The organism is Mesorhizobium loti (assembly GCA_014189435.1).
GTDB classification, from domain to species: Bacteria; Pseudomonadota; Alphaproteobacteria; order Rhizobiales; family Rhizobiaceae; genus Mesorhizobium; species Mesorhizobium loti_G.
Window position 1 is genome coordinate 4888737 of sequence record CP050293.1, and the last position, 26376, is coordinate 4915112.

Below are 26376 nucleotides of genomic sequence, written 5' to 3' on the forward strand. Positions count from 1 at the left end.
GCTACCGAATCGCACAGCCGATGCCGTTCGAGGCAGGCCAAAAGCACCGCATCGAGAACCCTTTCGGCGACATCTTCGGGCGATGCAAACCTTTCCACGTCGACCGCCGCCAGCACGCCGGCGTGATCTTCCGTTCCCATCCCCCCTCAAGATCGGCCGCAATCTGGCGGCAAGCACGATCCGCCGTCGACCAGAGATCAAGGTCCCGGTCAGGAGATGCCCTTTGCATCCGCGAGGACCGATCGCCCCTTTTCAGAAGTCGATCCCGTGCCACGCCGATCTCGCCGCGCAGATGGACAAAAGCCATGTCGTGCACGCCAATGGCAAACAGAATATCAAGCCACTTCTCTGAGGTTGCCCGATGCCTGCTCTTAAGCAAGATGGACAAGAACCCCTGCAACAGACCCTGATCCATGATGGTAATAGTATTTTTTCCTGGTCTCTCGCTTTGGACATAGGCAACCAAAAACGAAAGGTTCCAGATGACCCTGGCTACATCGACAATCGATGATTGCCCGCTTTCGATGACAAAGCGTGCAATTCGCGCGAGCAGCGAGCGAAACTCACGATCCCTAAATCTTGGTGCTACGATACCGATCCTATAGATTTGGCGGCCGATGAAATTTCTCGTCTCCCACTCTATTCGCACATCACCTACCAACGGGCCGCGCCGCCGCAAGCCGTTCGCTAACAGGGCGGAGGCGGTTGTCTTTCCAATCCCGGGAAGACCAAAGAATTCCACAAATCGAATGTCTGTTTGAAGAGCGCGCGGTTCGACGCTTGGCGGCAAGCCTGCCGCCAGGTCACGAACTGTGTGCCTAATCATTGGATTCAGGTGGTAAAGTTGATTTTTCGGAAGATTAAAGAAACGGCTCAATGTTGAAATAGCTGGGACCCGGTCCCCGCGTACACCTTTGGACTCTCAAGACCGGGCTGCAGTGTTCGTTGCGTACCGCGGTAGAACATGAGCAAAGCCAGGGGCAGCCAGAAGAAAGCGGCGGTTGATGGACCGAAGGAATCGCTCATCTGGTTTGCGACGAGGTAGTTCCACACGCAAACCGATGTTCCGAGCACCATCACATTCACTTCTGTCGCGTGGTCGCCCTGGGCATTGTCTCTCAATGTGCGAAGAACGGCGCTGACCAGATATGCCACGACCACCAGAACCATCACCGATACTAACCCGACGCCTGGCACCCCCAGCGTTCTAAAGGCGTCGATGAACAGGTTATGGCTGTGGGGAGCGATGTCTTCCACCCACTGCCCTGCCCCCACTCCCGTGAACGGATGCGCCAGGCCCATATCGATTGATATAGACCACAGTCGCTGCCGCGATACGACCGAATGCGCCTCACCTCCAGAAAATTGAAGTGACAGCAGGCCGTAGGCCCGTGGGTTGAGGGACTGCAATGTCACCAAGATCGCCTCGAACAATATCGGAGCTGTAACGATCCCCACGATCACTGTTACCGGACGCTGCTTTCTTCTCACCATATAGATGCTGTACAGACCGAAGAAAGTTCCGAGACCCGCAACGCCGAGAATGAAGTTTGTCTTTGAGCCCGATTTCACCAAACCCAGGAGCACCGCAACGAGGCAGCCCGTGAGGAGAACACGGTGCCTGCGAGAAGCGACCAGCTTCGCGGCGACAAGCGGCACACTAGCCGACAAGGCAATCCCGAGTTGGTTCGAGTGCTTGAAATAGCCCTCCGCCCGATCGGCGAATCTGGCATCGCCCAGCCCGATTGCGACAAGGCAAGATGTTGCAACACTCATGATGATCATTGCCATCACAATCCTGTCGATTGCCACGAGACCCTTGGGTCTCATGGAGATCGCCGCGACCGCTGGAATAATGGCGAAACCAAACACCTGCGCGAAAACCGCGCGCATCGTCCTGATCGGAATGTCTGCGTGGAGCATCGACAGTAGGGACAGAACGATGATGAAAGCAGATATCGTCAGCACCGTAGCCGCCAAGGCCGCTTCCGCCCGATGGAGGCGTCTTGCTATTTCGGCATAGGCAACGATGCTTATCAGGGCGCAGAACAGAGCCAGCAAGAAGGAAAGCGAGCCATCCGTTCCGGCAATCTTCGCGGCGCCAGGGAACCAGATGGACACGATCAGCAAAAGAACGGATGCCTGCAGCATAGATGAGATGTCACACTGAAAGCACTGTGCAGGAACTTCGCGCCGACACAGCTCTGCCCCGACGCGCAACGTCCAGCGCCTTGTTGTCCTGAGTAGCAGCACCGATAAACACAGGCTCAGCGCCCCTTCCCGGATTATGATTCATTGCATGCTGCCGCATGGCGGGTGAATCTCCGCTTACCTCTTTCACAAGCAGCGTAGGCTCGCCGGGTGGACAAGGAAATGAGCGAAAAGGGGGCATTCGGACAGGGTGCTCTACGCCTTTTGTGCAATGCGGCGGAGGTGCGGCGATTTCCCGCCACTTGATCGAGCGCCGGCAAGACAGTGCAGCCGGATTGACTGTTGGTACGGATTTGCAGATGTGGGAAACTTAGGCATGGCACACTGTGTCTTCCACCCATAGGAGATCGCCGTGCTTTGGGGTCTTGTCGTCGTCGGTGTGATCGGCATTTTGCTGGGATTTCGTTTTCGAGCAGCTGCGCTCATCATCATGACCGCGGTGACTGTCGTGGGCGGTGCCGTTGCAGGTGGCATCGGCAGTGATTGGCACCGCCTGCTTTCAATCCTGCTTCTCGTTGTCGTTCTGCAATGCACCTATTTGCTCGGACTCTTCCTTGGCGTCATCTGGCGCCGAGGCATGTCACGTGAGCAGTGACGGTCTGCGGCTGCCATTTCGCCGCGCCCGGCGCCGCACCTGCTCGCCATTGCGGTCGCGAGAGCACGCTGCGGTTTTGGGACCACGACTGCATGAGGCAAGAATTTGCGATGCGCTCATCAAGACGCACGGTCGAATTTCATCACGGCGAAAACAGTCCGGACGAGAATAACGACATCGGCCCATAGGGACCATTCCCGCACATAGCGGCTGTCGATAGAGACACGGCTGGGATAATCCATTGCGTCTCTGCCTGTCACCTGCCACAGGCCGGTTAGCCCCGGCCGGGTTTTTAAATAATCGATCGCACAGGAGCCGTAACGTTTCAATTCGTCCGGAACGACCGGACGAGGGCCGACGCAACTCATCTCGCCGCGCAGCACGTTAATGAGTTGCGGCAGCTCATCTAGGCTCGACTTCCTGAGAATATGCCCCAGGAATGTGATGCGCGGATCCTTCTTGAACTTCCAATTCTGCTCCCACTCCTTGGCGGCTTCGGGATTGCTCGCGAGATAGTCGGCCAGAACCCGCTCCGAGTTGGCCACCATGGTCCTGAACTTGTAGCAGGCGAAGCGCTTGCCGTTGAACCCTACCCGGGTGTGTGAGAATATCGCCGGTCCCCCGTCGGTCACCAATATCAAAAGGGCAACCGCCAGCATCACCGGAGCAGCTAGAACAAGCGCGATCAATGCGACAGTCATGTCCATCATCCTCTTGGGCCGGCCTCCAAGCGGATGGATGTTTTGTCCGATGCGGATGCCGAGCCTGCGGCGCCTTATGTCAAATACGCTGCTTGTCATGGGTTTTCACCAAGAAACGCTGCTGGTGTTGCTGGTCGACTTCACTGCGGCTTGTCATTCTCGGCAAGAGAAGCAAAGGAGGTAGCGCCATACCCTGCGCTCGTTACCCCTTTGCCTGATAGGCGCGTCGGCGGCATAGCGTCGGTAAGCCTTCTGATCAAACGGCGTATCACCTGCATCCGTTTGCTGCAGTAGCAGATCGGCAGGTTCGGCTGTATTGCCGGAACCTGCAGCGGAATTGGTTCGGCGACCATAAGGTCAAAGTGCCAACCAAATTCGGGCCGTCACGCTCCTGGCGAGGGTAGAAAATACAGGGACCACATTTGCCAAATGCGCAGGGCCGCAAAGGTGTCCGTCAACGCAATGCAGGAAATGCACATGCATCGCCGTGAGACGAGACCCGGCAGGCAGTTGAGCTGCTTAAAGGGCATTGCCGGCCTATCTGATAGTGGGAGCGCGCAACGTGGTACCCAGCTTGACACCTCTATCACGTGATTTTCCCGCAAGCTCGTTTGCTCGTGGCGTCCCAGAGATCGACCTTGACGGAGTACTTGCTATCGTCCGCAAGCAAATAGCCTTGCTTGATCTCGATCTCTCTGGCCTCACCGTGGTCGTTGGCGCTACGACAGGATACCAAGCGGTGACCGCCACAGTGGCGGCGCTCGCGAATGCCAGCCGTGTCGTTGCGCTCACCCGCATCTCCTCTAGACATCCGAGCTTCGCGGCAACTGCAGATGCGACGTTGGCATTTGCCAAACACGCCAAGGTCGCCGAACGCGTTGAAGTGACGAACCGCATCGACAGCCGCAAATGGCAGGATGTCGACATCGTTACCTACTGTCCCCAGGTCGGGCCGATTTCGAGATCGCTCATCGAACTCTTGCCCTCGCATGCGGTTGTTTCGCTGATGGCTGAACCATGGGAGCTTCGGCCGGGCGTCGTGGACTTCGACGCCTGTGACGAGGCCGGCATCAAGGTTGCCGCTCCCAATCTCAGCCACCCAGCTATAGACTTGCTGCCGGAATTCGCGCGGTTATGCTGCATCTTGCTCGGCGATGCCGGTGTCGATCAACGTGCCGCGAGGATCGCCATCGTCTGCGACACGCCCTGTGCACCATCCCTTGAGCATACACTACGCGAGGGTGGGGCCAGTGTAAGCGTTTTTTCGCACCCCGAGCTCCTGACCGGCGATGCATGGGATGTGATCGTGGTCGCGATGAGGCCCTCCGACAAACCACCAATGGACATCAACAGCCTAGGCCGTATTGCCCGGAACTCGCGCCACGCGCTGCTGGTGCAGTTCAGTGGCGGGATCGATCGCTCGGCCGCCAGCTATTTCGGCCTCAGGATCTGGCCACCGAAGCGGCCCACCAGTGGTCAGCTAGGCCTTCCACTTGACATACTCGGACCGGCTCCAATGGTCCGCAGACTGACGGGTGGGCTGAAGGTCGCCGAAGCCGCATATCGGGGCGCGGAGCTCGGAGAGGACAGCGTTGGATTTCTGGTGAAGGCAGGGTCCGCGACGGTTGGTCGGGAACGTGCCTAAACACCCGCCGATAGTGCCTGTCTCGCGAAAAGGCTCGGACGAGACGATCGACCTTCGGGTTTGATCAGAACGGCGAACCGCTAGCCCCGCCGTTTACGCATCCAGCAGTTGTATTGCTAGAGCCGTCCAGGCAAGGACCGATCGAAGGCAGCCTTCAAAGCAACATCTGTCTAAGTTTGTACGCTACCTCCGTGCGATTCGTAGCCTTCAGTTTTTTCATGATATTACGGATGTGGACCTTGACGGTGCTCTCACAGAGGTTGAGTTCGTAGGCAATTATCTTGTTCGCCTTGCCTTTCTTGAGCGCCTCCACGACCGCCGCCTCGCGAATGGTGAACATACCGGTGAGCGGACGGGCACCGTTTGCGGACGAGTGGATGATCTCTCGGAGCGCCAGCACGCAGCTGGCGGGTACAAAGATTCCTCCGGCGCGAGCGAGACCAATGGCCTCGGCAGCGACCTTCACCGTGACGCTTGTGGGAATGTAGCCACGGGCGCCGCATTCGAGTGCGGCGAGAACCTCCGCCGGCTCGTCGGAATCCACCACGACGATTACGGGTACGGCGCCAATCTCGGCAATGAAGTGCGCAAGTTCCGCCCGAACACTCTGGTCGGAGACCTTTCTGGAACCAAGGATGACGAGGATCGCAGACGGCTCCGCTTCCCCGGCAATGTGCTGGATTTCGTCGAGCGATCCTACCGCGCTAACGCGCAAAGTCGGATTGTGTTCGATAAGGCCACGGGCAAGGCATTCACGCTCAAGTGCTCGCTTGTCGACAATCATGACAAGACCTTCGCCTCGATATCCTTCTGCGAGATCGGACTTGCTAAGGCCATTTGCGTCCGGCATATGCCCGTTGTGTAGCGGTCTTGTCGCGTCATTCGAAAAATCGGAAGTTTGGGGGTGTCCCATCGACTCACCTGCTCCTCTCCGCCGCTGACTTGCCTTTACTCCTTTTGGTTTGGCTCCCTCGCAAAAGCTTGTCAGCGTGAACTGATACGCTCGTTTATCGTGTGTCAGGCTGCCTAGGTCTTAGGAATGGATTTAAGGAGTAGGGCATGCGCCGCCCCAACGCGCGGACGTATGGCTTCCCTGCCCTTTAGAGGTAACCCAACCTGGAAGGCATACTACGATGCTGTGGAAAAGACGCATTAATCCTGGTTAACAATTTGCAATTATATCTTAGATGGCTAATATAATAAACCCTATACAGCCTGTAATTGTACAGGCCTGATGTTACACCAAAAAGTATATACGGAATTGCCTCGACCTGAGAGGTGCAAACTTGCGATTCGAGGAATCGGGCCGCGATTTAGAAAACCGCACTGACCGCTGCCGGTCCACACTCCCTTAGGCGCATCCCATGCTGCTCGAACCTAGCGCGGCTTCTCGAATATGCTCACGACGTCGGCGCCACCGGTGTATCGGTCTCCGGTTGACACCCGAATTGTTGCTCTCGTACTCCGTTCGTATGCTTTGCGCATATCTAGCGCGACCGCATATAGTCCCCCAGCCCCGGCGCCGTTTCTCACAAACTGCCCGTCGGTTAGGCCCGGTGTCCTAGCCCCATCCCAACAAAGGGTGCCGGGCCGCTCCATCCAAATCCTCGTTGACTAAAGGCCCGCCGCCCCATTTGCGAGGCGACGGGCCCTCGCCCCAGCCCACACACCTATCAACGCAATTGCGGTGCCAAGCGTACTGACCCATAACGGGTCGCATTTGGCCCCACGGCGGACGGGCTTCACATCAGGCCTGGCAGCAACGATAGTCTCAGCGTGATTGGCATGGCATGGCGCCCCACCACAGGGCCTTCGTGATCAGAAGCCTTGCAATCCGAGTTAGGCGGACCTAACCCATTGATTGGACCATTTCACGGACGCGCTCCCAATCTTCTTGCCTGATCTCCCGGAAGCGCAGATCGTGAGAAGACAGCGGCGAGCAGGAGGGTTATGAAGAGCCAGTGATAGGCTTGGAGATGACCATGTCCATCAGCGACCAGATCGGATCGCCTGGTATATTGCAGGGCCGCCTTTCGGATTGCATCGCGCGGCGGACTGCCGTGGATGAGGGCCGCCGGACCCCGATCCTTAACCTGTCCTTGTTTCGCCGCGAGAAGCATTATTTGGCCAAGGAACGACCGATAGTGGAACGCGACGGCATACCGACCTCAGGGATGACGAGCCCATGAAATTGCGCCTCGACGAGAAGCGCGAGGGATACTTTTAGCCGTGCGCCACGTGGCAAAGAGCCTCGCACCCGCCGACGGCGTCCGCGACTATCTGGCGGCGCAGGAGAAGAAGTCGCTGCTGCGCTTCCTCACCTGCGGCTCGGTCGACGACGGCAAGTCGACGTTGATCGGGCGCCTGCTGTCCGACACCAAGCAGATCTTCGAGGATCAGCTCGCCGCGCTCGAAGGCGATTCGCGCAAGCATGGCACGACGGGAGACGACATCGATTTCGCGCTGCTGGTCGACGGCCTCGAGGCTGAGCGTGAGCAAGGCATCACCATCGACGTCGCTTACCGTTTCTTCGCCACGCCGAAGCGCAAATTCATCGTCGCCGACACACCTGGCCACGAACAATACACCCGCAACATGGCGACCGGCGCCTCGACCGCCAACCTGGCGATCGTGCTGATCGATGCGCGGCAGGGTGTGCTTCGGCAGACCAGGCGCCATTCGATCATCGCCTCACTGCTCGGCATCCGCCATGTCGTGCTGGCCGTCAACAAGATCGATCTTGTCGATTTCGATCAGACGGTTTTCGACCGTATCGTAGAGGATTATGGGCAATTCTCGCGCGCTCTCGGCTTCCAGACCATTGTGCCGATCCCGATGTCGGCCCGTTATGGTGACAATGTCAGCCGCCGATCGGAAAGCATGGAATGGTATTCCGGCCCGACGCTGATCGAGCATCTCGAAACCGTTTCGGTCGACGAGGCCGCGGTCGAACTGCCGTTCCGGTTTCCGGTGCAGTATGTCAACCGGCCCAATCTCGATTTTCGCGGTTTTGCCGGCACGATCGCGTCCGGCTCGGTTGCACCCGGCGACGAGGTGGTCGTCGCCAAATCCGGCAAGGCCTCGCGGGTCAAGCGCATCGTCGCGCATGGCGGCGATCTCGCCCAGGCCGTCGCCGGCCAGGCCATCACCCTTGTGCTTGACGACGAGGTCGAGGTCTCCAGAGGCAACTTGCTGGTTTCGCCGGCCGCACGGCCGCAGGTCGCCGACCAGTTCGCCGCCAACATCGTCTGGTTCGACGAGGCAGCGCTGCTGCCTGGCCGCTCCTACCTCCTGCGCACCGAGACCGATCAGACCAGCGCCACCGTCACCGATCTGAAATATCGGATCAATGTCAACAACTTTGCCCATGAAGCGGCCAAGTCGCTCGACATGAATGAAGTCGGCATCTGCAACATCTCGACGCGGACGCCGATCGCTTTCGATCCCTTCGCCGAAAACCGCACCACCGGCGCCTTCATCCTGATCGACCGCATCTCAAACGCCACGGTCGGCGCCGGCATGATCCTGCACACGTTGCGCCGAGCCGAAAACATCCACTGGCAGTCGCTCGATGTCGGCAAACGCGTGCGCGCCGACATGAAGAACCAGCAGCCGGCTGTGTTCTGGCTCACCGGCCTGTCGGGCTCCGGCAAGTCGACCATCGCCAACCTGTTCGAAAAGAAGCTGTTCGCCACCGGCCGCCACACCTATATCCTGGACGGCGACAACGTCCGTCACGGTCTCAACCGAGATCTCGGTTTTACCGACGCCGATCGCGTCGAGAACATCCGCCGTGTCGCCGAAGTGGCGCGTTTGATGGCCGATGCCGGTTTGATCGTCATTGTTTCGTTTATTTCGCCGTTCAGCGCCGAGCGGCGCATGGCGCGCGAATTGATGGCGGACGGGGAGTTCATCGAGGTGTTCGTCGATACGCCCTTCGAGGAATGCGCCAGGCGCGATCCGAAGGGCCTCTATGCGCGCGCACTGAATGGCGAGATCAAGAATTTCACCGGCGTCGATTCTCCCTACGAAGCGCCGGAAAACCCGGAAATCCATCTCAAGACACTCGGCAGATCGGCCGAAGAGATGGTGGACGCCCTGGAACACTGGCTGAACGAGCGCGACATTGCCGAAGACCAACATGCCAGCGGCGGTATCTGACAACAGGCTGATGCTCGAGCGGCTGGCCAGGGCTCCTCGCGCGCCGCATCAGCGCCTCCCTCGATACTCACGGTCCGATCTACTTATGCACCGTTACGACCTGGGAACCGTTTGAGCGCAAACAAGCCCACATAGCGAAACCCGCCACCGGCAACTAGATGGGCGCCATCCGCCGCCATTTCTGATCGCTGTCAGTCGCAACAGGAACACCGGTGATGCGCTCGCGCTTCGTTGTGCCATGTGCGATCGCATGAGCGATCAAACGACGAACACGTCGTGATAGGTCAGGGCCGCTCCGGGCTCTAGGTGGGCGATTTCCACCTGCGGGGTCGATTTCGAGCCGTCGGGATCATAGGACAGAACGCCCGTGGCCCGGTTATAGAGCAGGTAATCGTTGCTGTGGGCGGCGTGTTCTCGCAACTCGAAATACGACGAGTTCACCCGCGTCGGGCTGGACAAGGAACCGGCGCCGAGCTTGGTGAAGATGGCATTGTCGAGATAAAGCGCGTCATGTTCCGCGTTGAAGTCGGTGAGTGTGTCGACATTGCCGGGGCCATAGGCCGTATCAAAAACGAAGGTGTCATCGCCCCTGCCACCGGTCAGCACGTCGTTGCCACCCAGGCCCCGCAGTGTATCGTTGCCAGCCAGGGCATCAAAGGTGTCGGCCGCGGCAGTGCCGACAAACGTATCGTCCCCGGTCGTTCCGTGGGTCGGGTCGGTCGGCGGGGGCGGAGGTGACGGTATCGGGTCGGTCCCGTCATGGGCTGCATGCCAGTCCGCCTTGGCCTGGGCCCAGTAGTCGCGGGCCGCCTGGCCTTGAAGGACCGTCCAGCCGGCGGGCGGCTTTGGATAATCCGACGGCAGCGGCGTGTCAGAGAGGTTGAGGTAGTAGTTGCCGTGCGACTCGACCGTCTTGTCCCAGGCATGCTGCAGCCGCCCCTGGCCGTTGTGGTGAACGTCGGTGATCGCCACCACGCAGTCGATAAAGTGCAGGCTGGGCGTGATATCGTTAGCGCCTGTGCCATTGTCGAGTTTGAATGGCGAACCGTGGGTCATCACGCCTTTGCGAAGGTACTCGCCCATGCCGAGAAGCACGCCATCCATGGTGACCGTGTTGTCAGACCCATCCACGTCACCGTCGCCAAGGCTCACTCCGGAAAACACGTGGTCGAACAGGGAATCCCGGATGGTGCCGCCGATCACGTCGTCGTCCTCGACCGCGTCGTCTCGTGAGTTGCCGACATAGGAATCTTCGATAAGGAAGGTGCCGGTGCCGCCGACACGGATGCCATCCCAGGGCTGGGTGATCGTCCAGTCGTCGATGGTAAAGCTGTGGGCTGAATTAATACGGACTGCGGCGGAGTTGACGTAGATGTTCTCCCAGTCGCCGGTTTGGGAGACCGTGCCGTTGATCGTGCCGCCCAAAGCCAGGAGGTTGTCGCCGGGGTTGACGACCGCGAAGGGATAGAGGTTGGTGGGGCTTCCCTGATTGGCGACGATCCACGAGGCGCTGGTGGCATCGATTATGGTGTCGGCGGGCAGACCGGATACTTTATATTGGCGGTAGCCATAGTCGCCGCTCAAGACAATGGTGTTCGTATAGGCCATGCTTGGCCACCTTTCACACCCCTCGCCCTTTTTCCCCACGTGCCTGAAGCCAGAAAGGCCTGCACACATCAGAGCCCCGTCGGCGACATCGCGCAAATCACAAAATATGACAAAATATCGGACACCCACGTCCAATTACAGCGCCCCGCAGGATAAGTACGTTGATCCCGCTAGAGGGCTACCACGACCAATCGGCTAGCCATCTCGTTGACGAGCGCAAGTGCCCGCGCAAAGTCGCCCCTATCTCCTGATTCACTGACAACGCTAATGTCAGGGTCAACTACTACATCGGACATTGGAAGTTCAACGTCCGATACTGGCATGCGGCGCATTACTGCCGCCAGCTTGTGCGAAATGAGCGTCCGCTTCGGGTCACGACCCGCCCAATTACACGTCGTTGCCGCCGATTGCCGCACGCATCGTTGCAAGGTCTTTCGAAACCAGAACGCTTGAGCTACGGGTGATGAGTGCCATCAAGGCGAAGAAGAGGTCGAACCTATCTGATAAGTATCACAATAGGTAACACACAAATGAGTAGATTGATGCGAGAAGCACGGCCAGATATGTGAAATTCGTTATAAAAATCAATGGTTTACAGGATAGCGCCGATGGTACCGTTGGCTGGGATCGACGCCTTCTCTAAGTTATTGTTTTCGTTATTCTTTTTACTCCTGAGTTTCGATTTGTATCACAATAGGTATCACAATATGTAGCACATTTATTGCGACTGGGCCTGGAGGCCATATTAAAATCGTTGAATGACCGCAAAGGGGCCGGTAGCAGACGGTCAGCTTTTGGGCCGAAGTCGTTAATAAGCGGACGTTTCAAGCCGTCCATTGCCGACGTTCGTGTGGGAACCCGCATTTAGGACACTATACTTTCAGAAGTTGGCCATCACCTCAGATCATCTATTTTTCGCCGCTGCCGGTTCCATTTTGTGTTCCGGGCTGGCTAGCAGGGGAAAGAGCCACGAAAGCTGACATGCCGGGCCGCAAACGATCGAGGCTTGGCTGCCCCAAATCTAATGCGATCTTAACTGGTATGCGTTGAACGATACGGGTGAAATTGCCAGTCGCGTTGTCTGCCGGTAGGAGCGCAAACTGTGCTCCGGTGGCTGGAGACAGACTTTCGACCCGCCCATAGAACTCTGTGCCGGGGACGGCATCGACTGATACTGCAATCCTGTCGCCGATGCGCAGTGCGGCAATTTGAGTCTCCTTGAAATTGGCCACCACCCAGAAGTTCCGCGGCACGACCGCGGCCAACAGAGTGCCTGCGCGTACATACTGCCCAACCTTGGCCTGGCGTTCGCCGACCCAGCCCTCAGCTGGCGAGTACACGGCCGTACTTGCGAGCTCGATACGGGCCAGCGTGAGAGATGCGACAGCTGCTGATATGTCGGCGTCAAGCTGCGGACGCTGGGTCTCGATCACGTACATCTGCTGCCTAGCGGCAGCCAGATTTGCCCGCGCTTCGGCGCTCTTGGCGCGCGCTCGGAGATTGTCCGCCTCCATCTCGTCGCTGACGGACTGTGAAGCCCAACCCCCTTTGCTTAGCTGTTGAGTACGCACGAAATTGCGCGCCGTGCGATTTGCTTCGGCTACGGCGCCTTCCAATGCGGCTAACGCCTGTTCAATCACCGCGCTCTGCAGATCGAGCCGGCTGCTCAGATTGGCGAGTAGCGCGCGGCGCATAGCAAGTTCGGCGGCAGCTTGGTCGACCCGAGCTCGATAGTCTCTGTCATCAATCCGAAACAGGACTTCCCCGGTCTTCACCGCCTGATTGTCACCTACGGCGACCTCGGCAATGTAGCCGTTTACCTTCGGGCTAATTGGCGTGACATCGCCGCGTACGAAAGCGTTATCGGTCGAGGTCGATTGCAGACTCGCAAACCATCGTCCCGGGGCGATCGAGGTTTAGGCGGCGACGAACACGGTTCCAGCTGCGAGAAGACTGCCCAGACTAGCGCCTAAAACCTTCATTGTGGTTCTCCTTCGGCAATGTTCGGTGGCCTCAAGGGTGGCGACCGGCCGATCGCGGCAATGCCGATCGCACCGAAAAACAACACGACAACGACCACGAAGAAGCTGTCGTTGAATGCCAAGACCCACGCCTCGCGGCGCACAAGAGAGGCTAAGAAAGCGACCGCTCGGGTGGTGGAGCCGTTGTCATCGACCAGCCGGTCGCGAAAGCTCCCGCGAGCGTCGTCAGGCGATCAGCGTGGAGCGCGTCGTAGAGCGATACATTCGAGGCAATGATATCGGAGTGAAACTTTTCGCGCTCGACAACGAAATTTGACGCCAAAGCGATACCGAGGGTAGTGCCTCCGAGCGTTGCCACGTTGAAGGCAAGCGAGGCAGTCGGAAGGTCGGCAGGTTTAAGGGCGGTCGCGCCGACAACCAGGGCTGGTGCCAAGAACAGCACCTGACCTACGGCAAAGGCGACGAGGGTCGGTCGGAATTGCTCGGCGGCGACAAGAGCGGTGCCGCCAACCACCAATGTCGTTCCCATGGCGCAGAGCCCCAAGCCGAGCACCATGACTACTCGCATGTCGAGATGTCGCATGAGCCACCAGACCAGCGGCAATGCAACAAGCTGCGGGATCGCAGCCCACAAAAACAGTTCAGCGAGCTGTAGCGGCCTATAGCCTTGCACGACTGCGAGGAACTGCGGCACAAGATAGGAGACCACGATCAAACCCACGCGAAACACCAGATTGAGCGCGATCGGGATGCCGAATTTGCGCCTCGCAAGGAGCCGGGGTGATATGATCGGTAAAGGTGAGAACTGCAGAAGGAAAAGGAATCCGGACAGCGCGCCGAATGAAGCCGCTGCGGCCCAGATGATCATTTCGCTCTCGAACCAGAAGCGCCGCGTGCCTTGAGTCAGAACCAACATCAGCATCCCTAGCGCAAGCGAGAGCAGGATGACGGCGGTCCAATCGGTCTTAAGGGCAGACCAATCCGCATCGTCCTGACGCGGCACCCAGCCTCGGGCCGCGAGGGCCAAAATCGCGCCAAAGCCTGCCTGGATCAGGAAAAGCATTTGCCAGCCAAATCTGTCTTCGGCAAAACCGGCCACCACCGGCCCTATCGAGCCGGGGAACAGAAGCACGAAAGCAAGCAAGGTCACGCCGAGCGGCAGCCGCGGCCCGCCAGTGACCATGAAGACGGCGACGAAAGCGCCCGGACCGAACCCGCCAGCTACGAAGCCCTGAATTGTCCGCAGCATGATCATCACGCGGATATCGGGGGCTGTGGCACACGCCAACGCTGTAATTGCGAAGGCAGTGGCGCTCATCGAGAGATACCGGCCGATGCCGAGGAACCTGATAAATGGACCGGAGGTGACGATCCCAGCGAAACTGGCCATGGTATAGACCGTCAAGATCCAGGACGCCTCGTCTGGTGTGGAAAAGAGCCCTCCCTGGATATCGGCGACGTTGGCGGAAGCCAACTGCGCCGAAAGGCTGACGAGCAACGACCCTGCTAGGTCGGTACCAAGAAAAAGTCTTTTACTTGGCGTCGATTCACCTGGCCTCATCGCTTCAAGCGCTCGTGAGTATTTTGCGTTTGAGCTTCAGGCGCGCCATTGGCGCTGCAATGGTAGCTCCAGCTTACCGTGACAATGACGTCGCGCACCGCCAACAAATGAGTCCTGTCATCGAAGCGTACACCAAGTGTCTGGGTATTGACGTGGATGGCAAAGGCCATAGCGGCTTCCCTTTTGACCAATGACAGTCCCGAAATGCTACCGCCACATGGCGCCCAATCCATTGGACGATGGTGTCGCCGATACCTTGGGATGGGCCGCCGGACAGGCAACGAGGTTGCCGCTTGCCGACCGACACCAAGGCACAATGGACCCTGTAAAGGAGTTGGCGCATAGTCCCGCGCGCACGCGATATTTTGCGAAAGGAACGCAATGGAGATCGATCAGCGGTGCGTTTTGGATGCTCTACCAGCAATGGTTTGGACCGCACTACCTGATGGGCGGGCGCATTTTATCAACCAACGCTGGTCTGAATACACTGGCCTGGACCTAGAACAGTGTCGCGTTTCCGGGTGGCAGAGTACGGTCCATCCAAGTGACCAGCAGAAAACGCTGGCACGCTGGCACGCCATACTTGCGTCCGGCGAACCGGGTGAAATGGAAGCACGCTTGCGCAGCGCCGACGGAAGTTACCGGCGTTTCGCGATCCACTGTAGTCCGGTGTACGATGATGATGGCCGTATCGCCGAGTGGTACGCGATCAACACCGAGATCGATCAAGGAAAACGCGCCGAGGGGTCGTTGCGACAGCGCAAACTAAAGTTGGCCGCAGCGGAGCGGCAGAAGGTGCTCCGACAAAGTGAACGCAATTTCAAGCTGATCGTTGATGCGATTCCTGCCTTGGCATGGGCAGCTCGCCCTGACGGTACGGCTGAGTACTTCAATCGGCATTTTCTCGACTATCTCGCCATTGGCGCTGAGGAAGCAGAGGGCTGGGGCTGGACGGTCGCAGTCCATCCAGACGATATAATTGGCCTCACTTCGGCCTGGCAGGCCATCCTGGCATCAGGAATGCCCGGAGACGCTGAAGCGAGGCTGCGCCGCTTCGACGGAGAATATAGATGGTTCTTGTTCCGTGCCGCCCCCTACCTCGACGTTAAGGGGAACATCGTCAACTGGTACGGCACCAATTTCGACATAGAGGACCGCAAACGCGCTGAGAAGGCGTTGCAGGACAAGGAACGCGAACTCGGCATTATCATCAACACGATTCCCTCGATGGTATGGTCTACTCGTCCAGACGGTTCACCTGAATTTTTCAATCAGCACTATCTCTACTACGTTGGCCTCTCGATGGGTTCCAAGGATTGGGAACCGGCCACTCCTTTGTCCGAATATTGGGATTTGACCGCGTCGGTCCATCCTGACGACGTTGACCGACTTACTGCTACGTGGCGGGCCGTGCTAACGGCTGGGAAACCAGGAGAAACGGAAGCTCGCCTTCGCCGCTTCGATGGAGAATATCGATGGTTCCTAATTCGAGCCAACCCGCTTCGTGACGAAGCCGGAAACATCATCAAATGGTATGGCACGCATACGGACATAGATGATCGGAAGCGAGCAGAAGACGCACTGAAGCGAAGCGAGGCCTTCCTTTCGGAAGGCCAATATCTTGCCCGCATGGGAAATTTGTCCTGGGAGGTCACAAGGGGCAAGATTGTCTGGTCTGAACCACTTTACCGCCTCTTCGAGTTTGAGCCCGGCACGCTTGTCACGCTCGAACGAATCGCCAGCCGCGTTCATCCTGAAGACATGCCCCTAATGGCCGACATGGTCGAGCGGGCGCAACGCTGTGAACGCGACTTTGAATACCAGCACCGGATCGTTTTGCCCGATCAGTCCATCAAACACCTCCACCTGATCGCCCATTTGGCTCGCAATGACGCCGCCCAGACCGAGTATATCGGCGCGGTTCTCGACATCACACAACGACGGCGATCGGAGGAGACACTGGAGAAGGTCAGGTCCGAACTTTCACACGCAACTCGGATCATGAGCCTGGGTGCCCTGACCGCATCAATTGCACATGAAGTTAACCAGCCGCTGTCCGGTATTGTTACAAATGCTGGCACCTGCCTGCGGATGCTCGCAGCCAATCCGCCGAACGTCGTTGGAGCACGCGAAACTGCGCGGCGCACCATCCGGGACGGCAATCGTGCGGCCGAGGTGATCGCGCGGCTTCGATCACTCTTCGGGAAAAAGGCCGCAACTATCGAACCGGTCGATCTCAACGAGGCTGCAGTTGAGGTAATCGCACTGTTTTCGGGGGAACTGCGACGCAACCGGGTGCTGCTTCGTACCCAGCTCTCAGGCGGACTGCCCTTCGTCGGCGGCGACCGTGTTCAATTGCAGCAGGTCATCATGAACCTGCTGCGCAACGCAGCTGATGCAACGAGTGCAGTAGACGATCGTCCAAGACTTGTCGTGCTTGGAACCGAAACTGGCGAGGACGGCGAAATCCGACTTTTCGTTCGAGACGCTGGCGTCGGCCTAGATTCGCATGCATTAGAGCGGATTTTCGAAGCATTCTACACAACCAAGACCGACGGGATGGGAATCGGGCTTTCTGTCAGCCGTTCGATCGTAGAAAGCCACGGCGGTCGCCTTTGGGCGGAGGCCAATGAGGGTCACGGAGCAACGTTCTCTTTTTCCATTCGCGAATATGTGCAGCGGGAGATAGCTGTCCACCCCTCAGCAGTCACGTCGACGCCAGCCGGCGCCATAATCAATCGAGGTTTTTCATGAGCCTCCCTCACCCTCTCGTATCGATCGTCGATGACGACGAGTCTGTTCGAGAGTCCTTGCCCGATTTGCTGCGAGAATTCGGTTTTCGTGCCGAGGCGTTCTCTTCGGCCGAGCAGTTTCTGGGTTCAGGCGTGGTCAATGAGACCAACTGTCTGCTTCTTGACGTCCACATGCCTGGTATGACGGGGCCTGATCTTGAGCGAGAGCTGGCGCGCAGAGGTCAGTTCATCCCAATCGTTTTCATTACAGCACCAAGAGATGAAACGGATCGACCGATTCTCCTTGAGAAAGGGTCGGCAGGATGCCTGTTCAAGCCGTTTAGCGACACAGCACTGCAGAAGGCGCTCGACCTAGCCCTGAAGTCCGACTGAGGCCGACGAGCTTCGCGGCCCCCGACCGCTATTTTCGACCAAAAGAAAATCGGCAAGCCAGCCCGCTACTGCCGTCCATGCGCGAAGCCGCTTGCTCGATGATCACGGTCGTCTCTGAAAGCATTGCGATCTTCACCTGGTAATCCAAAGGTATTGCCGAGACCTTCGTGTAATTGTTTTCCGCCCGGTGTCGGCCAAAATTTGGCCCGGGCATCTGAACTGTCACGGATGCAGCCACGCAATAAAGGAGATCAAGATGAACGCTGTCCTGGCGAGCGGCGAAGCCGCGACCAAAATCCCGAAAGCGCGAGCCGTCGACATGAAGCTTGAGGTCGCCGTGATACCGGTTGCCGATATCGATCGCGCCAAAAACTTTTACAGCGACTTGGGTTGGCGGGTGGATGCTGACTTTGTCCGGGGTGACGGCTCTCGGGCCGTTCAGCTCACCCCCCCAGGCTCGCCGTCTTCGATACACCTCGGTGAAAAGTCGGCGCTTTTTCTGGTCGTATCCGACATCGAGGCTGCTCGCGCCGAGCTTGCCGGACGTGGCGTCGAGATCACCGATGTATTCCATCGAGGCAACGCGGGCCCGATCGATGGCCCAGCTCCGAACCGGGCAAGCTACGGTTCGCTCGCGTCGTTCAGCGATCCGGACAGCAACCGGTGGCTACTCCAGGAGGTCACCACTCGACTGCCAGGGCGCGTCGAAACGAATGTAACGACGTTCACGTCGCCGGCCGAGCTTGCGGCCGCCATGCATCGTGCGGCAGTCGCGCATGGCGAGCACGAGAAGCGAAATGGCGGCGAGCGCGACGAGAACTGGCCCGCCTGGTACAGCGAATACATGGTCGCCGAGCAAGCCGGCAAACCGCTCCCTCTATGAGCACCGGCATGACGTCGGTGACCCAAGGTTGCTACCGACGTCCTGTTCCGCGCGATGTCGCCGGTGCTGAAGGCCGTGGACGCTGCGGTCGCGGTCTCTAAATCTTCCGCTGGCCATCGCACAAGGCCAGCGTCACCGATGCCGGCCGGCGGCCTCGCCGGTTCCCCCCACCGTGCGGGATGATCTCGACCGGCATCGGTTCTCTTCGCTCACAGCACGTTCTCGGCGGCATTTCCAGAACACATAACGACACCAGAGGATTGGACAATGGACAAGAGACAAGCTTCAGAAGGTATCAACCAGGATCGGCGTCGACTTCTTGCAGCAGTCACGACGGGTGTCGTGGCTGCTGGTGCGGCAATCCTGGTGCCATCGCCGCTGCGTGCTGCGGCGTCAAACGACGCCATCCACCCCTTCCGCATTCATATCCCTGAAGAGGAGCTCGTCGATCTTCGCCGGCGACTTGCTGCCACGCGGTGGCCCGACAAGGAGACCGTGACCGACCAGTCGCAAGGTGCTCAGTTGGCCAAGCTGCGGGGATTGGTTCAGTACTGGGGCACCGACTACGACTGGCGCAAGGTCGAGGCGGCGCTCAATGCATTGCCGCAGTTCATCACCAATATCGATGGAACCGATATTCACTTCATCCATGTGCGTTCGCGTCACAAGAATGCGCTTCCCCTGATAGTTTCTCACGGCTGGCCTGGATCCATAATCGAGCAGCTCAAGATCATCGGTCCGCTCACGGATCCGACCAGGCATGGAGGCCGCGCCGAGGAAGCATTCGACCTCGTCATCCCGTCCTTACCTGGCTTTGGCTTCTCGGGTAGACCGACCGGCACAGGGTGGGATCCTGACCGTATTGCGCGAGCATGGTCGGAGCTGATGAAACGCCTCGGTTACACAAGCTATGTCGCCCAGGGCGGCGATTGGGGCAGTGCCATCTGCAACGCGATGGCGCGTCAGTCGGTCCCCGGATTGCGAGGCATCCACATCAATCTCCCTGCAACGGTGCCGCCGGAAGCGGCCGCGGCTATCGCCGGCGCGCCGTTGCCCGCGGGCGTTTCAAGACAGGAACGCGCGGTCATCGAAACGCTTATGATGTCGGGCAAGAACGGCAACCTGGCGTATTTCACGATGATGTCGGCGCGGCCGCAGACAGTGGGCTACGGCACGACGGATTCTCCAGCCGGCCTCGCGGCGTGGATCCTTGTGCATCCTGGCTTCGCGCACTGGTCCTACGGCGCTGATCCTGGCAACTCGCCGACGAAAGACGACGTGCTGGACAACATCACGCTCTACTGGCTGACCAATACCGCAGCCTCGTCGGCACGGCTGTATTGGGAGAACCCAGCCCATGGGAGCATAATCTTCGCGGCCGCGCAGAAGACGTCCGAGATATCTCTACCGGTCGCCATCACCGTGTTTCCCGAGGACGTCTACAAGCCGCCTGAGACATGGGCACGCCGTGCCTACCCCAAGCTGACCTATTTCCACCAGGTCGACAGGGGCGGCCACTTTGCAGCGTGGGAGCAGCCACAGCTGTTCAGCACCGAGCTTCGCGCGGCATTCCGGTCATTCCGGCAGGCCTGACTATCTCCACCACAACTCATCCGGCCGAACATCCGGCCGGATCACCCATCACAAATTTGTAGGAGGCCGACATGAAGGCAAGGCAGATTGGTGCGATCATATTGATCGCTGGAAGCGGTATCGTGTTCAACCCAACCTGGGCGCAACAGACGGAACAGATGCCAGGGATAAAGCGTACGGACCTGCAGAAACATGATCTCAGCATCCCGGGTCAGGAGGCCGTTCAGACACGCGTGGACTTCGCGCCCGGTGCGGCTTTTCCCATGCACCGGCATCACGGTGAAGAGATCGTCTATGTCCTCGAAGGGTCGATAGAATACGAGGTCGAGGGCCAGCCGCCACAAATCATCAATGCCGGCGGCGTGCTGTTTATTCCCGCCATGGTGGCCCATGCCGCGAAGAATGTCGGCACTGTTACCGCCGCCGAGGTTGGAACTTATGTCGTCGAGAAAGGCAAGCCGCTCGTCGAATTGGTGAAGTGAGATTCGGAGGTCACGGTCAGACCATGGAAGGAGTTTCCGCATGAAGACAAACCAGTTGTTGGCCTCGTTCCTGTTCATCACCGCGATCGGCCTTCCGAACAGCAGCTTTGGAGCGGAAGCCAAGGAGCTATCGATGACATACAAAGGATCACAAGGTTCAGTCCATGCCTCTATTCTCGGCTGGATTGCCGGCCAATCGCAGTTGGCGTCTATTGAGCGGGCCAACGAGTGGCTCAATTCGCCGCCACTGACGCCGGCTGCTCTCCGCGGAAAAGTCGTCCTTGTCAGTTTTTGGACCTACACCTGCATCAACTGGATGCGCGTCCAGCCTTATCTCCGCGCCTGGGCGAATAAGTACAAAGACAAGGGCTTGGTCGTGATCGGCGTCCACTCGCCGGAATTCCGATTTGAGAAGAACATCGACAACGTCCGCCGCGAGGTGAAAGCGCTTGGCGTCGACTATCCTGTCGCTGTCGACAGCGAGGGAGCGATCTGGAGTGGGTTCAACAACAATTATTGGCCGGCGTTCTATTTCATCGATGCGCAGGGACGGGTTCGCGATCAACATTTCGGTGAGGGTTCTTACGAACAGTCCGAGACGATCATTCAGCGGTTGCTGGCAGAGGCCGGAGCCGAGCGCGTAAGCAGTGACCTGGTGTCGGTCGATGCGCAGGGCTTCGAAGCCGCTGCCGACAGAGCCAATCTGAAATCTCCGGAGAACTACGTCGGCTACAAACGTACCCAGGGCTTTGCATCCCTGGGCGGCGCAATTCGCAACGAGCCGCATCTCTATGAAGCGCCGGCACAGTTGCTCCTGAACCAATGGGCGCTGTCGGGCGACTGGATAATGGGAAGCGACGGCGTCTCGGTGAAAAAGGCCGACGGCCGCATCACATATCGATTCCACGCCCGCGATCTTCATCTTGTCATGGGGCCGGCAATGCCGGGAACATCCGTGAAATTCCGCGTCCTGATCGATGGTCTGCCACCGGGTGGCGCTCACGGACTGGACGTTGACGAACAGGGCAACGGCACGGTGAGCGAACAACGCCTGTTCCAGCTGATCCGGCAACAGGGGCCAATCGTAGATCGCCAATTCCAGATCGAATTTCTGGCCCCTGGCGTCGAGGTTTTCTGCTTCACGTTTGGCTGATTCACAGACCGACCTGCGCGCCCGGTCGCGACGCGTGACCGAGCCGAGCAGAACGAGACCTGCTCGAACGTTGCTGCGCGGCAGCTTCGAACCTGTCTTCAACCCCTCAGTGTTACCAGGAAAGGGAATACAGTGAGCACCATCGTCAAAGCCGCCGCCGTGCAGATCAGCCCAGTGCTGTATAGCCGGGATGGCACCATCGAAAAGGTCGTCAGGAATATCCGCGAGTTAGGCGGACAGGGCGTCCAGTTCGCCACCTTCCCCGAGACGATCATCCCCTACTACCCGTATTTCTCGTTCATCCAGGCGCCTGTGCAGAACATCATGGGATCCGAGCAGCAGAAATTGCTCGATCAAGCCGTGACGGTGCCGTCTCCGGCCGTCGATGCCATAGGCGAAGCTGCCCGAGCGGCAGAAATTGTCGTCTCGATCGGCGTTAACGAGCGCGACGGCGGAACCGTTTACAACACGCAGCTTCTGTTCGATGCCGACGGCAAATTGATCCAGCGACGCCGCAAGATTTCGCCCACCTATCATGAGCGAATGATCTGGGGCCAGGGCGATGGTTCCGGGTTGCGCGCTGTCGACAGCGCCGTCGGACGCATCGGACAGCTTGCCTGCTGGGAGCACTACAACCCCCTGGCGCGGTACGCGATGATGGCTGACGGCGAGCAGATTCACTCGGCGATGTATCCAGGCTCCATTTTCGGAGAGCTGTTTTCCGAGCAGACGCAAATCAACATCCGTCAGCATGCGTTGGAGTCAGCCTGCTTCGTCGTCTGTGCCACCGCCTGGCTCGATGCTGATCAGCAAGCGCAGATCGTCAAGGACACCGGGGGCGGCAGCATCGGTGCGATCTCTGGCGGCTGTTTCACGGCGATCGTGGCACCTGACGGAAGTCTGCTCGCAGAACCAATCCGATCGGGCGAAGGAGTGGTTATCGCGGATCTCGACTTCATGCTGATCGACAAGCGAAAGCGGCTGATGGATTCGCGCGGCCATTACAGCAGGCCGGAGCTGCTCAGCCTGCTGATCGATCGCACGACCACCGCCCACGTTCATCAGCGCGCTTCCCATCATGTGTGGGACGCTGAGCAAATGTTGAGGTCTGTAGAGGACGACGATCAAAGACGTCTGCTGAAGCCGGCTGCCGAGTGATAGCGCAAATGTCACGGACAAGCGCTCGCACGGCAGCAATCGAATATTCCCTTCCGGAGAGCATCATGCCCCAGGCGACCTCGCAAACTCTCTCTTCACAGATGATCGTGGTTGAGCATGTGCAGATCTCGTCAAACAGATCGTTCGAAGAGGTGCGAGAGAAACTCGAGAGCATGCTGCCAACGCTCGACCCAGGCATAATTGCAGCGCTGCGCAGCGGTGATCAGAAATACGTCACGGACTACGACGAGAATGGACCAAAGTTGTCGATTTTCGACTGCCGCGACCACGGCGCGTTGTTGCAGATCGAAGGCCGAAAACGCAATGCCGTGCAGTATGAGATCGGCAATCCCGTTACCGCTTCCAAGATGACCCGTCACAAGATTTCCGCTGCCCTTTACGCGCCACTGCGCGTGGTTCTGCTCGAGGACGAACGGGGCGGGAGCTTTTTTGAATATGACAGGCCATCAACCTTGTTTGGCCAGTATGGCGACAAGCGCGTGACCGAGGTCGGGCGTTATCTCGATGCCACCCTCGATGCGGTTTTGCGCAAGGCTGCCGAATAGAAAGCAGTCGCCACGTTAGGCGCTGGCCGTCCAGCCCATCTGACTATCGGATCCACAATCTCCGACGGGGTATCAACTACTTGCAACATCAATAATCGCCTGGGCGAAAGCCTCAGGGGCTTCTTGCGGCAAGTTGTGCCCAATCCCGCCCTCTACGACGCGGTGTGAATATTTGTTCCAGAACATTTTGGCGTAGGCACTGGCATCGGGATGGGGAGCCCCATTGGCATCACCTTCGAGGGTGATCGTCGGCACGTCGATGAGGGGTGCCTGAGCAAGTCGCCGCTCGAATTCGTCATACTGCGGCTCTCCCTCGGCGAGGCCGAGCCGCCAGCGGTAATTGTGCATCACGATGTCGATGTGATCCGGATTGTCGAACGCAGGTGCGCTGCGTTCGAAAGTGGCGTCGTCAAAGCTCCATTGCGGCGATGCCGTCTGCCAGATCAGCTTGGCGAACTCACGTCTGTTCTTCTCGTAGCCGGCGCGACCGCGTTCGGTGGCGAAGTAAAATTGATACCACCACTGCAGTTCGGCCTTCGGCGGTAGCGGCTGCTTGCCCAGTTGCTGATTTCCGATGAGATATCCACTCACCGATACCATAGCCTTGCAACGTTCCGGCCACAGCGCGGCAACAATGTTTGCCGTGCGGGCGCCCCAGTCGCAGCCGCCGATCGTGGCAGTTTCGATCTTCAGAGCATCCATCAAGGCGATGAGGTCGACAGCGAACGCCGATTGTTGACCATTGCGCTCCGTCTTGTCCGAAAGGAAGTGGGTGGTGCCATAGCCACGCTGGTAAGGAACGATCACGCGATACCCCTTCGCTGCTAGCAATGGAGCGACGTCGACATAGGAGTGGATGTCGTATGGCCATCCGTGAAGCAGAATGACAGGCCCCCCGTCGGCCGGCCCCAACTCGGCATATCCAACGTTCAGCTGCCCAGCATCGATCTGCCTGAGCGGACCGAACGATTTCGGCGAAGCCGGCATGGCCTTCGCTGCCTCGCTGGACGCCGCATTCGCTTGCTTGTCTGCGCCAAGCTCGAAGGCGGCGAGTGTCATTGCGGCGACGCCGATGAGACTGCGGCGACGGTGATTGATTGTCTCGGAGGGTTCAGTCCTGGTCATGATCAAACTCCCTATGATTATAGCCGGAAGGGCGGCGCGGTTCAGCGCCGTGACGTCAAGGTTGAAGATTTTCTCCAAAGGGTCAGCGTGAGGCTCACGAGCAGCTCCCATGGTGACGGCGTTCCGCGCGACGATCCGTGGACCAACCTGGCAGCGCCGGCAGCGGACGAAGCGGCTAGAAAGAAATCGATCATAACGCGATTCAAATCCGTTCCACCCCCATTCGGGGTGTGGAGGACAGATTGTCCGACCTGATACGCAAATCCATTACACCAAGGTGTCGCCAATACCTTCGGATTGGTCGCGCTGGCGCTCGTGCATCGGTAGGTGCGATCGGACGCACCAGGGTGAAGAAGGAGAAAACCGACACCAAGGCACAATAGGAATCTAGCGACAGCCGATGAACAATGGTTGTAAGCGGACGCAGGCGGAAATGGCAAGAAGTGAAAAAAGTACGCGTGATGGACGCGGGGAGCAAACCGCTCAGTCCGAAAGAAAGTGCAGCGAATAATTCATGAAACTTACCAGTCGGCTCGTGGCCATCGTCGATGACGACGAATCCGTGCGTGAGTCCCTCCCCGACCTGCTCAAGGAATTGGGATTTAGCGCGGCGGTATTCGCTTCCTCCGAGGAATTTTTGGCCAGTGATATCGTGCAAGATGCCAAGCTCTTAATTCTCGATGTCACGATGCCTGGCATGACTGGCCCAGATCTGTATCGCGAACTGAAGCGCCGACGTGTCCCAAGTCCGGTAATTTTCATCACGGGGCAAAAAGATGAAGCGTTGCGGTCGCTGCTTGTGGACGATGGCGCGGTAGCGTGCCTGTTCAAGCCGTTCAGCGACGCGTCCTTGCAGGACGCGCTCCGTTTGGCAGTCCGCCGGGCTGGATCAGTCGGATGATTATCACAGCCCGCGACGATACCGTGGATGAGTGTGCCACGAACTCAGAATCGCGGGACTCTTAGGCCGCACGTCGCGACAAAAAGGTGGTCGTCATTACAGGCGAAAGTGGAGACCTAAAATTGGGCTGGGACGGTTTGCCCACGCTCGAATACCGGCAGCAGACGGCGGCGAAAGACTAAAGCTCTCTTGAACCCAGGCCCGAAAGAGCGAATGGAGATTATCGATGAAAATCCTGATGGTTTTGACTTCGCACGACAGGCTTGGGGATACGGGCAAGCCGACCGGGTTTTGGCTGGAGGAGTTTGCAGCACCCTATTACGTGTTCCAGGGCGCCGGCGCGGAAGTAACGTTAGCTTCGCCCAAGGGCGGCCACCCTCCGATCGATCCCAAGAGTGACGATCCGGACAACCAGACTGAGGCGATGACTCGTTTCAAGGGTGATCCCGCAACTCAGGCGCTCCTGGCAAACACAGAAATGCTTCGCGACATAAAGGCGGATGGCTTTGATGCGGTCTTTTATCCCGGCGGTCATGGTCCTATGTGGGATCTGGTCGACGACAAGGATTCGATCGCGCTTATCGAGGAGTTCTACAACGCAGGCAAGCCGGTCGCGGCCGTCTGCCACGCCCCGGCGGTGCTGCTCAAGGTAACCTACCAGGGGCAGCCGATAGTCAGGGGCAAGCGCGTCACCGGCTTTACCAACACCGAGGAAGAAGCCGTGCAATTGACGAACGTCGTACCGTTTCTTCTCGAAGACGAATTGAAACGCCTGGGCGGGCGCTATGAGAAAAAGGAAGATTGGGCCGATTTCACGGTTGTCGACGGTCGCCTGATCACTGGCCAGAACCCCTCATCGTCCGGCTCGGCTGCGGTAAATTTGCTTGGAGTTTTGCGGCTTTAGATGGCGTTCGCGACAGCTTTGG

General features: G+C 58.5%; 22 protein-coding genes and 1 pseudogene. 14 read left to right on the forward strand and 9 right to left on the reverse strand.

Annotation, left to right across the window (positions count from 1 at the left end; all coding sequences use genetic code 11):
- Window position 1: 1 nt before the first annotated feature.
- Both HB777_23465 and HB777_23470 read right to left on the reverse strand, forming a co-directional pair.
- On the reverse strand, window positions 2-877 hold the full coding sequence (locus HB777_23465) for a hypothetical protein (GenBank protein ID QND66583.1): 876 nt from the start codon (window positions 875-877) through the stop codon (window positions 2-4).
- Window positions 874-2151: an O-antigen ligase family protein gene (locus tag HB777_23470; protein QND66584.1), complete on the reverse strand. Its 1278-nt coding sequence runs from the start codon at window positions 2149-2151 to the stop codon at window positions 874-876. Before HB777_23470 ends, HB777_23465 begins: the two co-directional genes overlap by 4 nt.
- A gap of 412 nt (window positions 2152-2563) precedes the next feature.
- Between HB777_23470 and HB777_23475 the strand changes: the two genes are divergently transcribed.
- Window positions 2564-2806 carry a hypothetical protein gene (locus HB777_23475; GenBank protein QND66585.1) on the forward strand — a complete coding sequence of 81 codons (243 nt, stop codon included), beginning with the start codon at window positions 2564-2566 and terminating at the stop codon, window positions 2804-2806.
- 119 nt (window positions 2807-2925) lie between these two features.
- Here the strand turns inward: HB777_23475 and HB777_23480 are convergent, their stop codons facing one another.
- Window positions 2926-3606 (reverse strand): sugar transferase, encoded by a 681-nt coding sequence (locus HB777_23480; protein ID QND66586.1) that lies wholly within the window; start codon window positions 3604-3606, stop codon window positions 2926-2928.
- 577 nt (window positions 3607-4183) lie between these two features.
- On the opposite strand from HB777_23480, the gene HB777_23485 reads away from it, so the two are divergent.
- Window positions 4184-5152, forward strand: coding sequence for a hypothetical protein (locus HB777_23485; GenBank protein QND66587.1), 969 nt, complete (start codon window positions 4184-4186; stop codon window positions 5150-5152).
- Window positions 5153-5306: 154 nt separating this feature from the next.
- Here HB777_23485 and HB777_23490 read toward each other — a convergent pair whose 3' ends face one another.
- Entirely contained in the window at window positions 5307-6065 is a 759-nt protein-coding gene (locus HB777_23490) for a response regulator transcription factor (protein ID QND66588.1), read from the reverse strand.
- Window positions 6066-7134: 1069 nt separating this feature from the next.
- Here HB777_23490 and HB777_23495 point away from each other — a divergent pair.
- Together HB777_23495 and cysN are read left to right on the forward strand one after the other, a co-directional pair.
- Complete coding sequence (locus HB777_23495; GenBank protein ID QND66589.1) at window positions 7135-7341, forward strand: hypothetical protein; 207 nt, start codon at window positions 7135-7137, stop codon at window positions 7339-7341.
- Window positions 7342-7381: 40 nt separating this feature from the next.
- On the forward strand, window positions 7382-9313 hold the full coding sequence (cysN, locus tag HB777_23500) for a sulfate adenylyltransferase subunit CysN (protein QND66590.1): 1932 nt from the start codon (window positions 7382-7384) through the stop codon (window positions 9311-9313).
- A gap of 258 nt (window positions 9314-9571) precedes the next feature.
- On the opposite strand, the gene HB777_23505 is transcribed toward cysN, so the two are convergent.
- From HB777_23505 to HB777_23520, 4 genes and pseudogenes are all read right to left on the reverse strand, one after another.
- Window positions 9572-10921 (reverse strand): hypothetical protein, encoded by a 1350-nt coding sequence (locus tag HB777_23505; protein ID QND66591.1) that lies wholly within the window; start codon window positions 10919-10921, stop codon window positions 9572-9574.
- 908 nt (window positions 10922-11829) lie between these two features.
- Complete coding sequence (locus HB777_23510) at window positions 11830-12831, reverse strand: HlyD family secretion protein (protein QND68884.1); 1002 nt, start codon at window positions 12829-12831, stop codon at window positions 11830-11832.
- Between the two features lie 68 nt (window positions 12832-12899).
- Window positions 12900-14464: pseudogene (locus tag HB777_23515) on the reverse strand (MFS transporter).
- Entirely contained in the window at window positions 14461-14634 is a 174-nt protein-coding gene (locus HB777_23520) for a hypothetical protein (GenBank protein ID QND66592.1), read from the reverse strand. The pseudogene HB777_23515 and the gene HB777_23520 overlap by 4 nt, the downstream one beginning before the upstream one ends.
- A 211-nt stretch (window positions 14635-14845) precedes the next feature.
- Here HB777_23520 and HB777_23525 point away from each other — a divergent pair, with 211 nt between their 5' ends.
- From HB777_23525 to HB777_23560, 8 genes are all read left to right on the forward strand, one after another.
- Window positions 14846-17218 carry a PAS domain-containing protein gene (locus HB777_23525; GenBank protein ID QND66593.1) on the forward strand — a complete coding sequence of 791 codons (2373 nt, stop codon included), beginning with the start codon at window positions 14846-14848 and terminating at the stop codon, window positions 17216-17218.
- On the forward strand, window positions 17215-17589 hold the full coding sequence (locus HB777_23530) for a response regulator (protein QND66594.1): 375 nt from the start codon (window positions 17215-17217) through the stop codon (window positions 17587-17589). The genes HB777_23525 and HB777_23530 overlap by 4 nt, the downstream gene beginning before the upstream one ends.
- A gap of 256 nt (window positions 17590-17845) precedes the next feature.
- Window positions 17846-18472, forward strand: coding sequence for a glyoxalase (locus tag HB777_23535; protein ID QND66595.1), 627 nt, complete (start codon window positions 17846-17848; stop codon window positions 18470-18472).
- A gap of 267 nt (window positions 18473-18739) precedes the next feature.
- Window positions 18740-20065, forward strand: coding sequence for an epoxide hydrolase (locus tag HB777_23540; protein QND66596.1), 1326 nt, complete (start codon window positions 18740-18742; stop codon window positions 20063-20065).
- A 71-nt stretch (window positions 20066-20136) separates the two neighbouring features.
- Window positions 20137-20547, forward strand: a complete 411-nt coding sequence (locus HB777_23545) for a cupin domain-containing protein (protein QND66597.1) — start codon at window positions 20137-20139, stop codon at window positions 20545-20547.
- 40 nt (window positions 20548-20587) lie between these two features.
- Complete coding sequence (locus HB777_23550) at window positions 20588-21700, forward strand: redoxin family protein (GenBank protein QND66598.1); 1113 nt, start codon at window positions 20588-20590, stop codon at window positions 21698-21700.
- A gap of 132 nt (window positions 21701-21832) precedes the next feature.
- Window positions 21833-22858, forward strand: a complete 1026-nt coding sequence (locus tag HB777_23555; GenBank protein ID QND66599.1) for an aliphatic nitrilase — start codon at window positions 21833-21835, stop codon at window positions 22856-22858.
- Window positions 22859-22923: 65 nt separating this feature from the next.
- Window positions 22924-23424: a DUF302 domain-containing protein gene (locus tag HB777_23560; GenBank protein QND66600.1), complete on the forward strand. Its 501-nt coding sequence runs from the start codon at window positions 22924-22926 to the stop codon at window positions 23422-23424.
- Window positions 23425-23496: 72 nt separating this feature from the next.
- Here the strand turns inward: HB777_23560 and HB777_23565 are convergent, their stop codons facing one another.
- Entirely contained in the window at window positions 23497-24549 is a 1053-nt protein-coding gene (locus tag HB777_23565; protein ID QND66601.1) for an alpha/beta hydrolase, read from the reverse strand.
- Window positions 24550-25063: 514 nt separating this feature from the next.
- On the opposite strand from HB777_23565, the gene HB777_23570 reads away from it, so the two are divergent.
- Together HB777_23570 and HB777_23575 are read left to right on the forward strand one after the other, a co-directional pair.
- Window positions 25064-25450, forward strand: a complete 387-nt coding sequence (locus tag HB777_23570; protein QND66602.1) for a response regulator — start codon at window positions 25064-25066, stop codon at window positions 25448-25450.
- A gap of 226 nt (window positions 25451-25676) precedes the next feature.
- The gene (locus tag HB777_23575) at window positions 25677-26354 is read left to right on the forward strand and encodes a type 1 glutamine amidotransferase domain-containing protein (protein ID QND66603.1); all 678 of its coding nucleotides are present in this window, start codon (window positions 25677-25679) and stop codon (window positions 26352-26354) included.
- Window positions 26355-26376: the final 22 nt, after the last annotated feature.

Coding starts and splice junctions, on each gene's coding strand:
- HB777_23570 (QND66602.1), top strand. CDS start 25,064: ATGAAACTTACCAGTCGGCTCGTGGCCATCGTCGATGACGACGAATCC.
- HB777_23550 (QND66598.1), top strand. CDS start 20,588: ATGAAGACAAACCAGTTGTTGGCCTCGTTCCTGTTCATCACCGCGATC.
- HB777_23490 (QND66588.1), bottom strand. CDS start 6,065: ATGGGACACCCCCAAACTTCCGATTTTTCGAATGACGCGACAAGACCG.
- HB777_23560 (QND66600.1), top strand. CDS start 22,924: ATGCCCCAGGCGACCTCGCAAACTCTCTCTTCACAGATGATCGTGGTT.
- HB777_23530 (QND66594.1), top strand. CDS start 17,215: ATGAGCCTCCCTCACCCTCTCGTATCGATCGTCGATGACGACGAGTCT.
- HB777_23520 (QND66592.1), bottom strand. CDS start 14,634: ATGGCCTTTGCCATCCACGTCAATACCCAGACACTTGGTGTACGCTTC.
- HB777_23545 (QND66597.1), top strand. CDS start 20,137: ATGAAGGCAAGGCAGATTGGTGCGATCATATTGATCGCTGGAAGCGGT.
- HB777_23575 (QND66603.1), top strand. CDS start 25,677: ATGAAAATCCTGATGGTTTTGACTTCGCACGACAGGCTTGGGGATACG.
- HB777_23495 (QND66589.1), top strand. CDS start 7,135: ATGTCCATCAGCGACCAGATCGGATCGCCTGGTATATTGCAGGGCCGC.
- HB777_23535 (QND66595.1), top strand. CDS start 17,846: ATGAACGCTGTCCTGGCGAGCGGCGAAGCCGCGACCAAAATCCCGAAA.
- HB777_23540 (QND66596.1), top strand. CDS start 18,740: ATGGACAAGAGACAAGCTTCAGAAGGTATCAACCAGGATCGGCGTCGA.
- HB777_23480 (QND66586.1), bottom strand. CDS start 3,606: ATGACAAGCAGCGTATTTGACATAAGGCGCCGCAGGCTCGGCATCCGC.
- HB777_23525 (QND66593.1), top strand. CDS start 14,846: ATGGAGATCGATCAGCGGTGCGTTTTGGATGCTCTACCAGCAATGGTT.
- HB777_23470 (QND66584.1), bottom strand. CDS start 2,151: ATGCTGCAGGCATCCGTTCTTTTGCTGATCGTGTCCATCTGGTTCCCT.
- HB777_23565 (QND66601.1), bottom strand. CDS start 24,549: ATGACCAGGACTGAACCCTCCGAGACAATCAATCACCGTCGCCGCAGT.
- HB777_23505 (QND66591.1), bottom strand. CDS start 10,921: ATGGCCTATACGAACACCATTGTCTTGAGCGGCGACTATGGCTACCGC.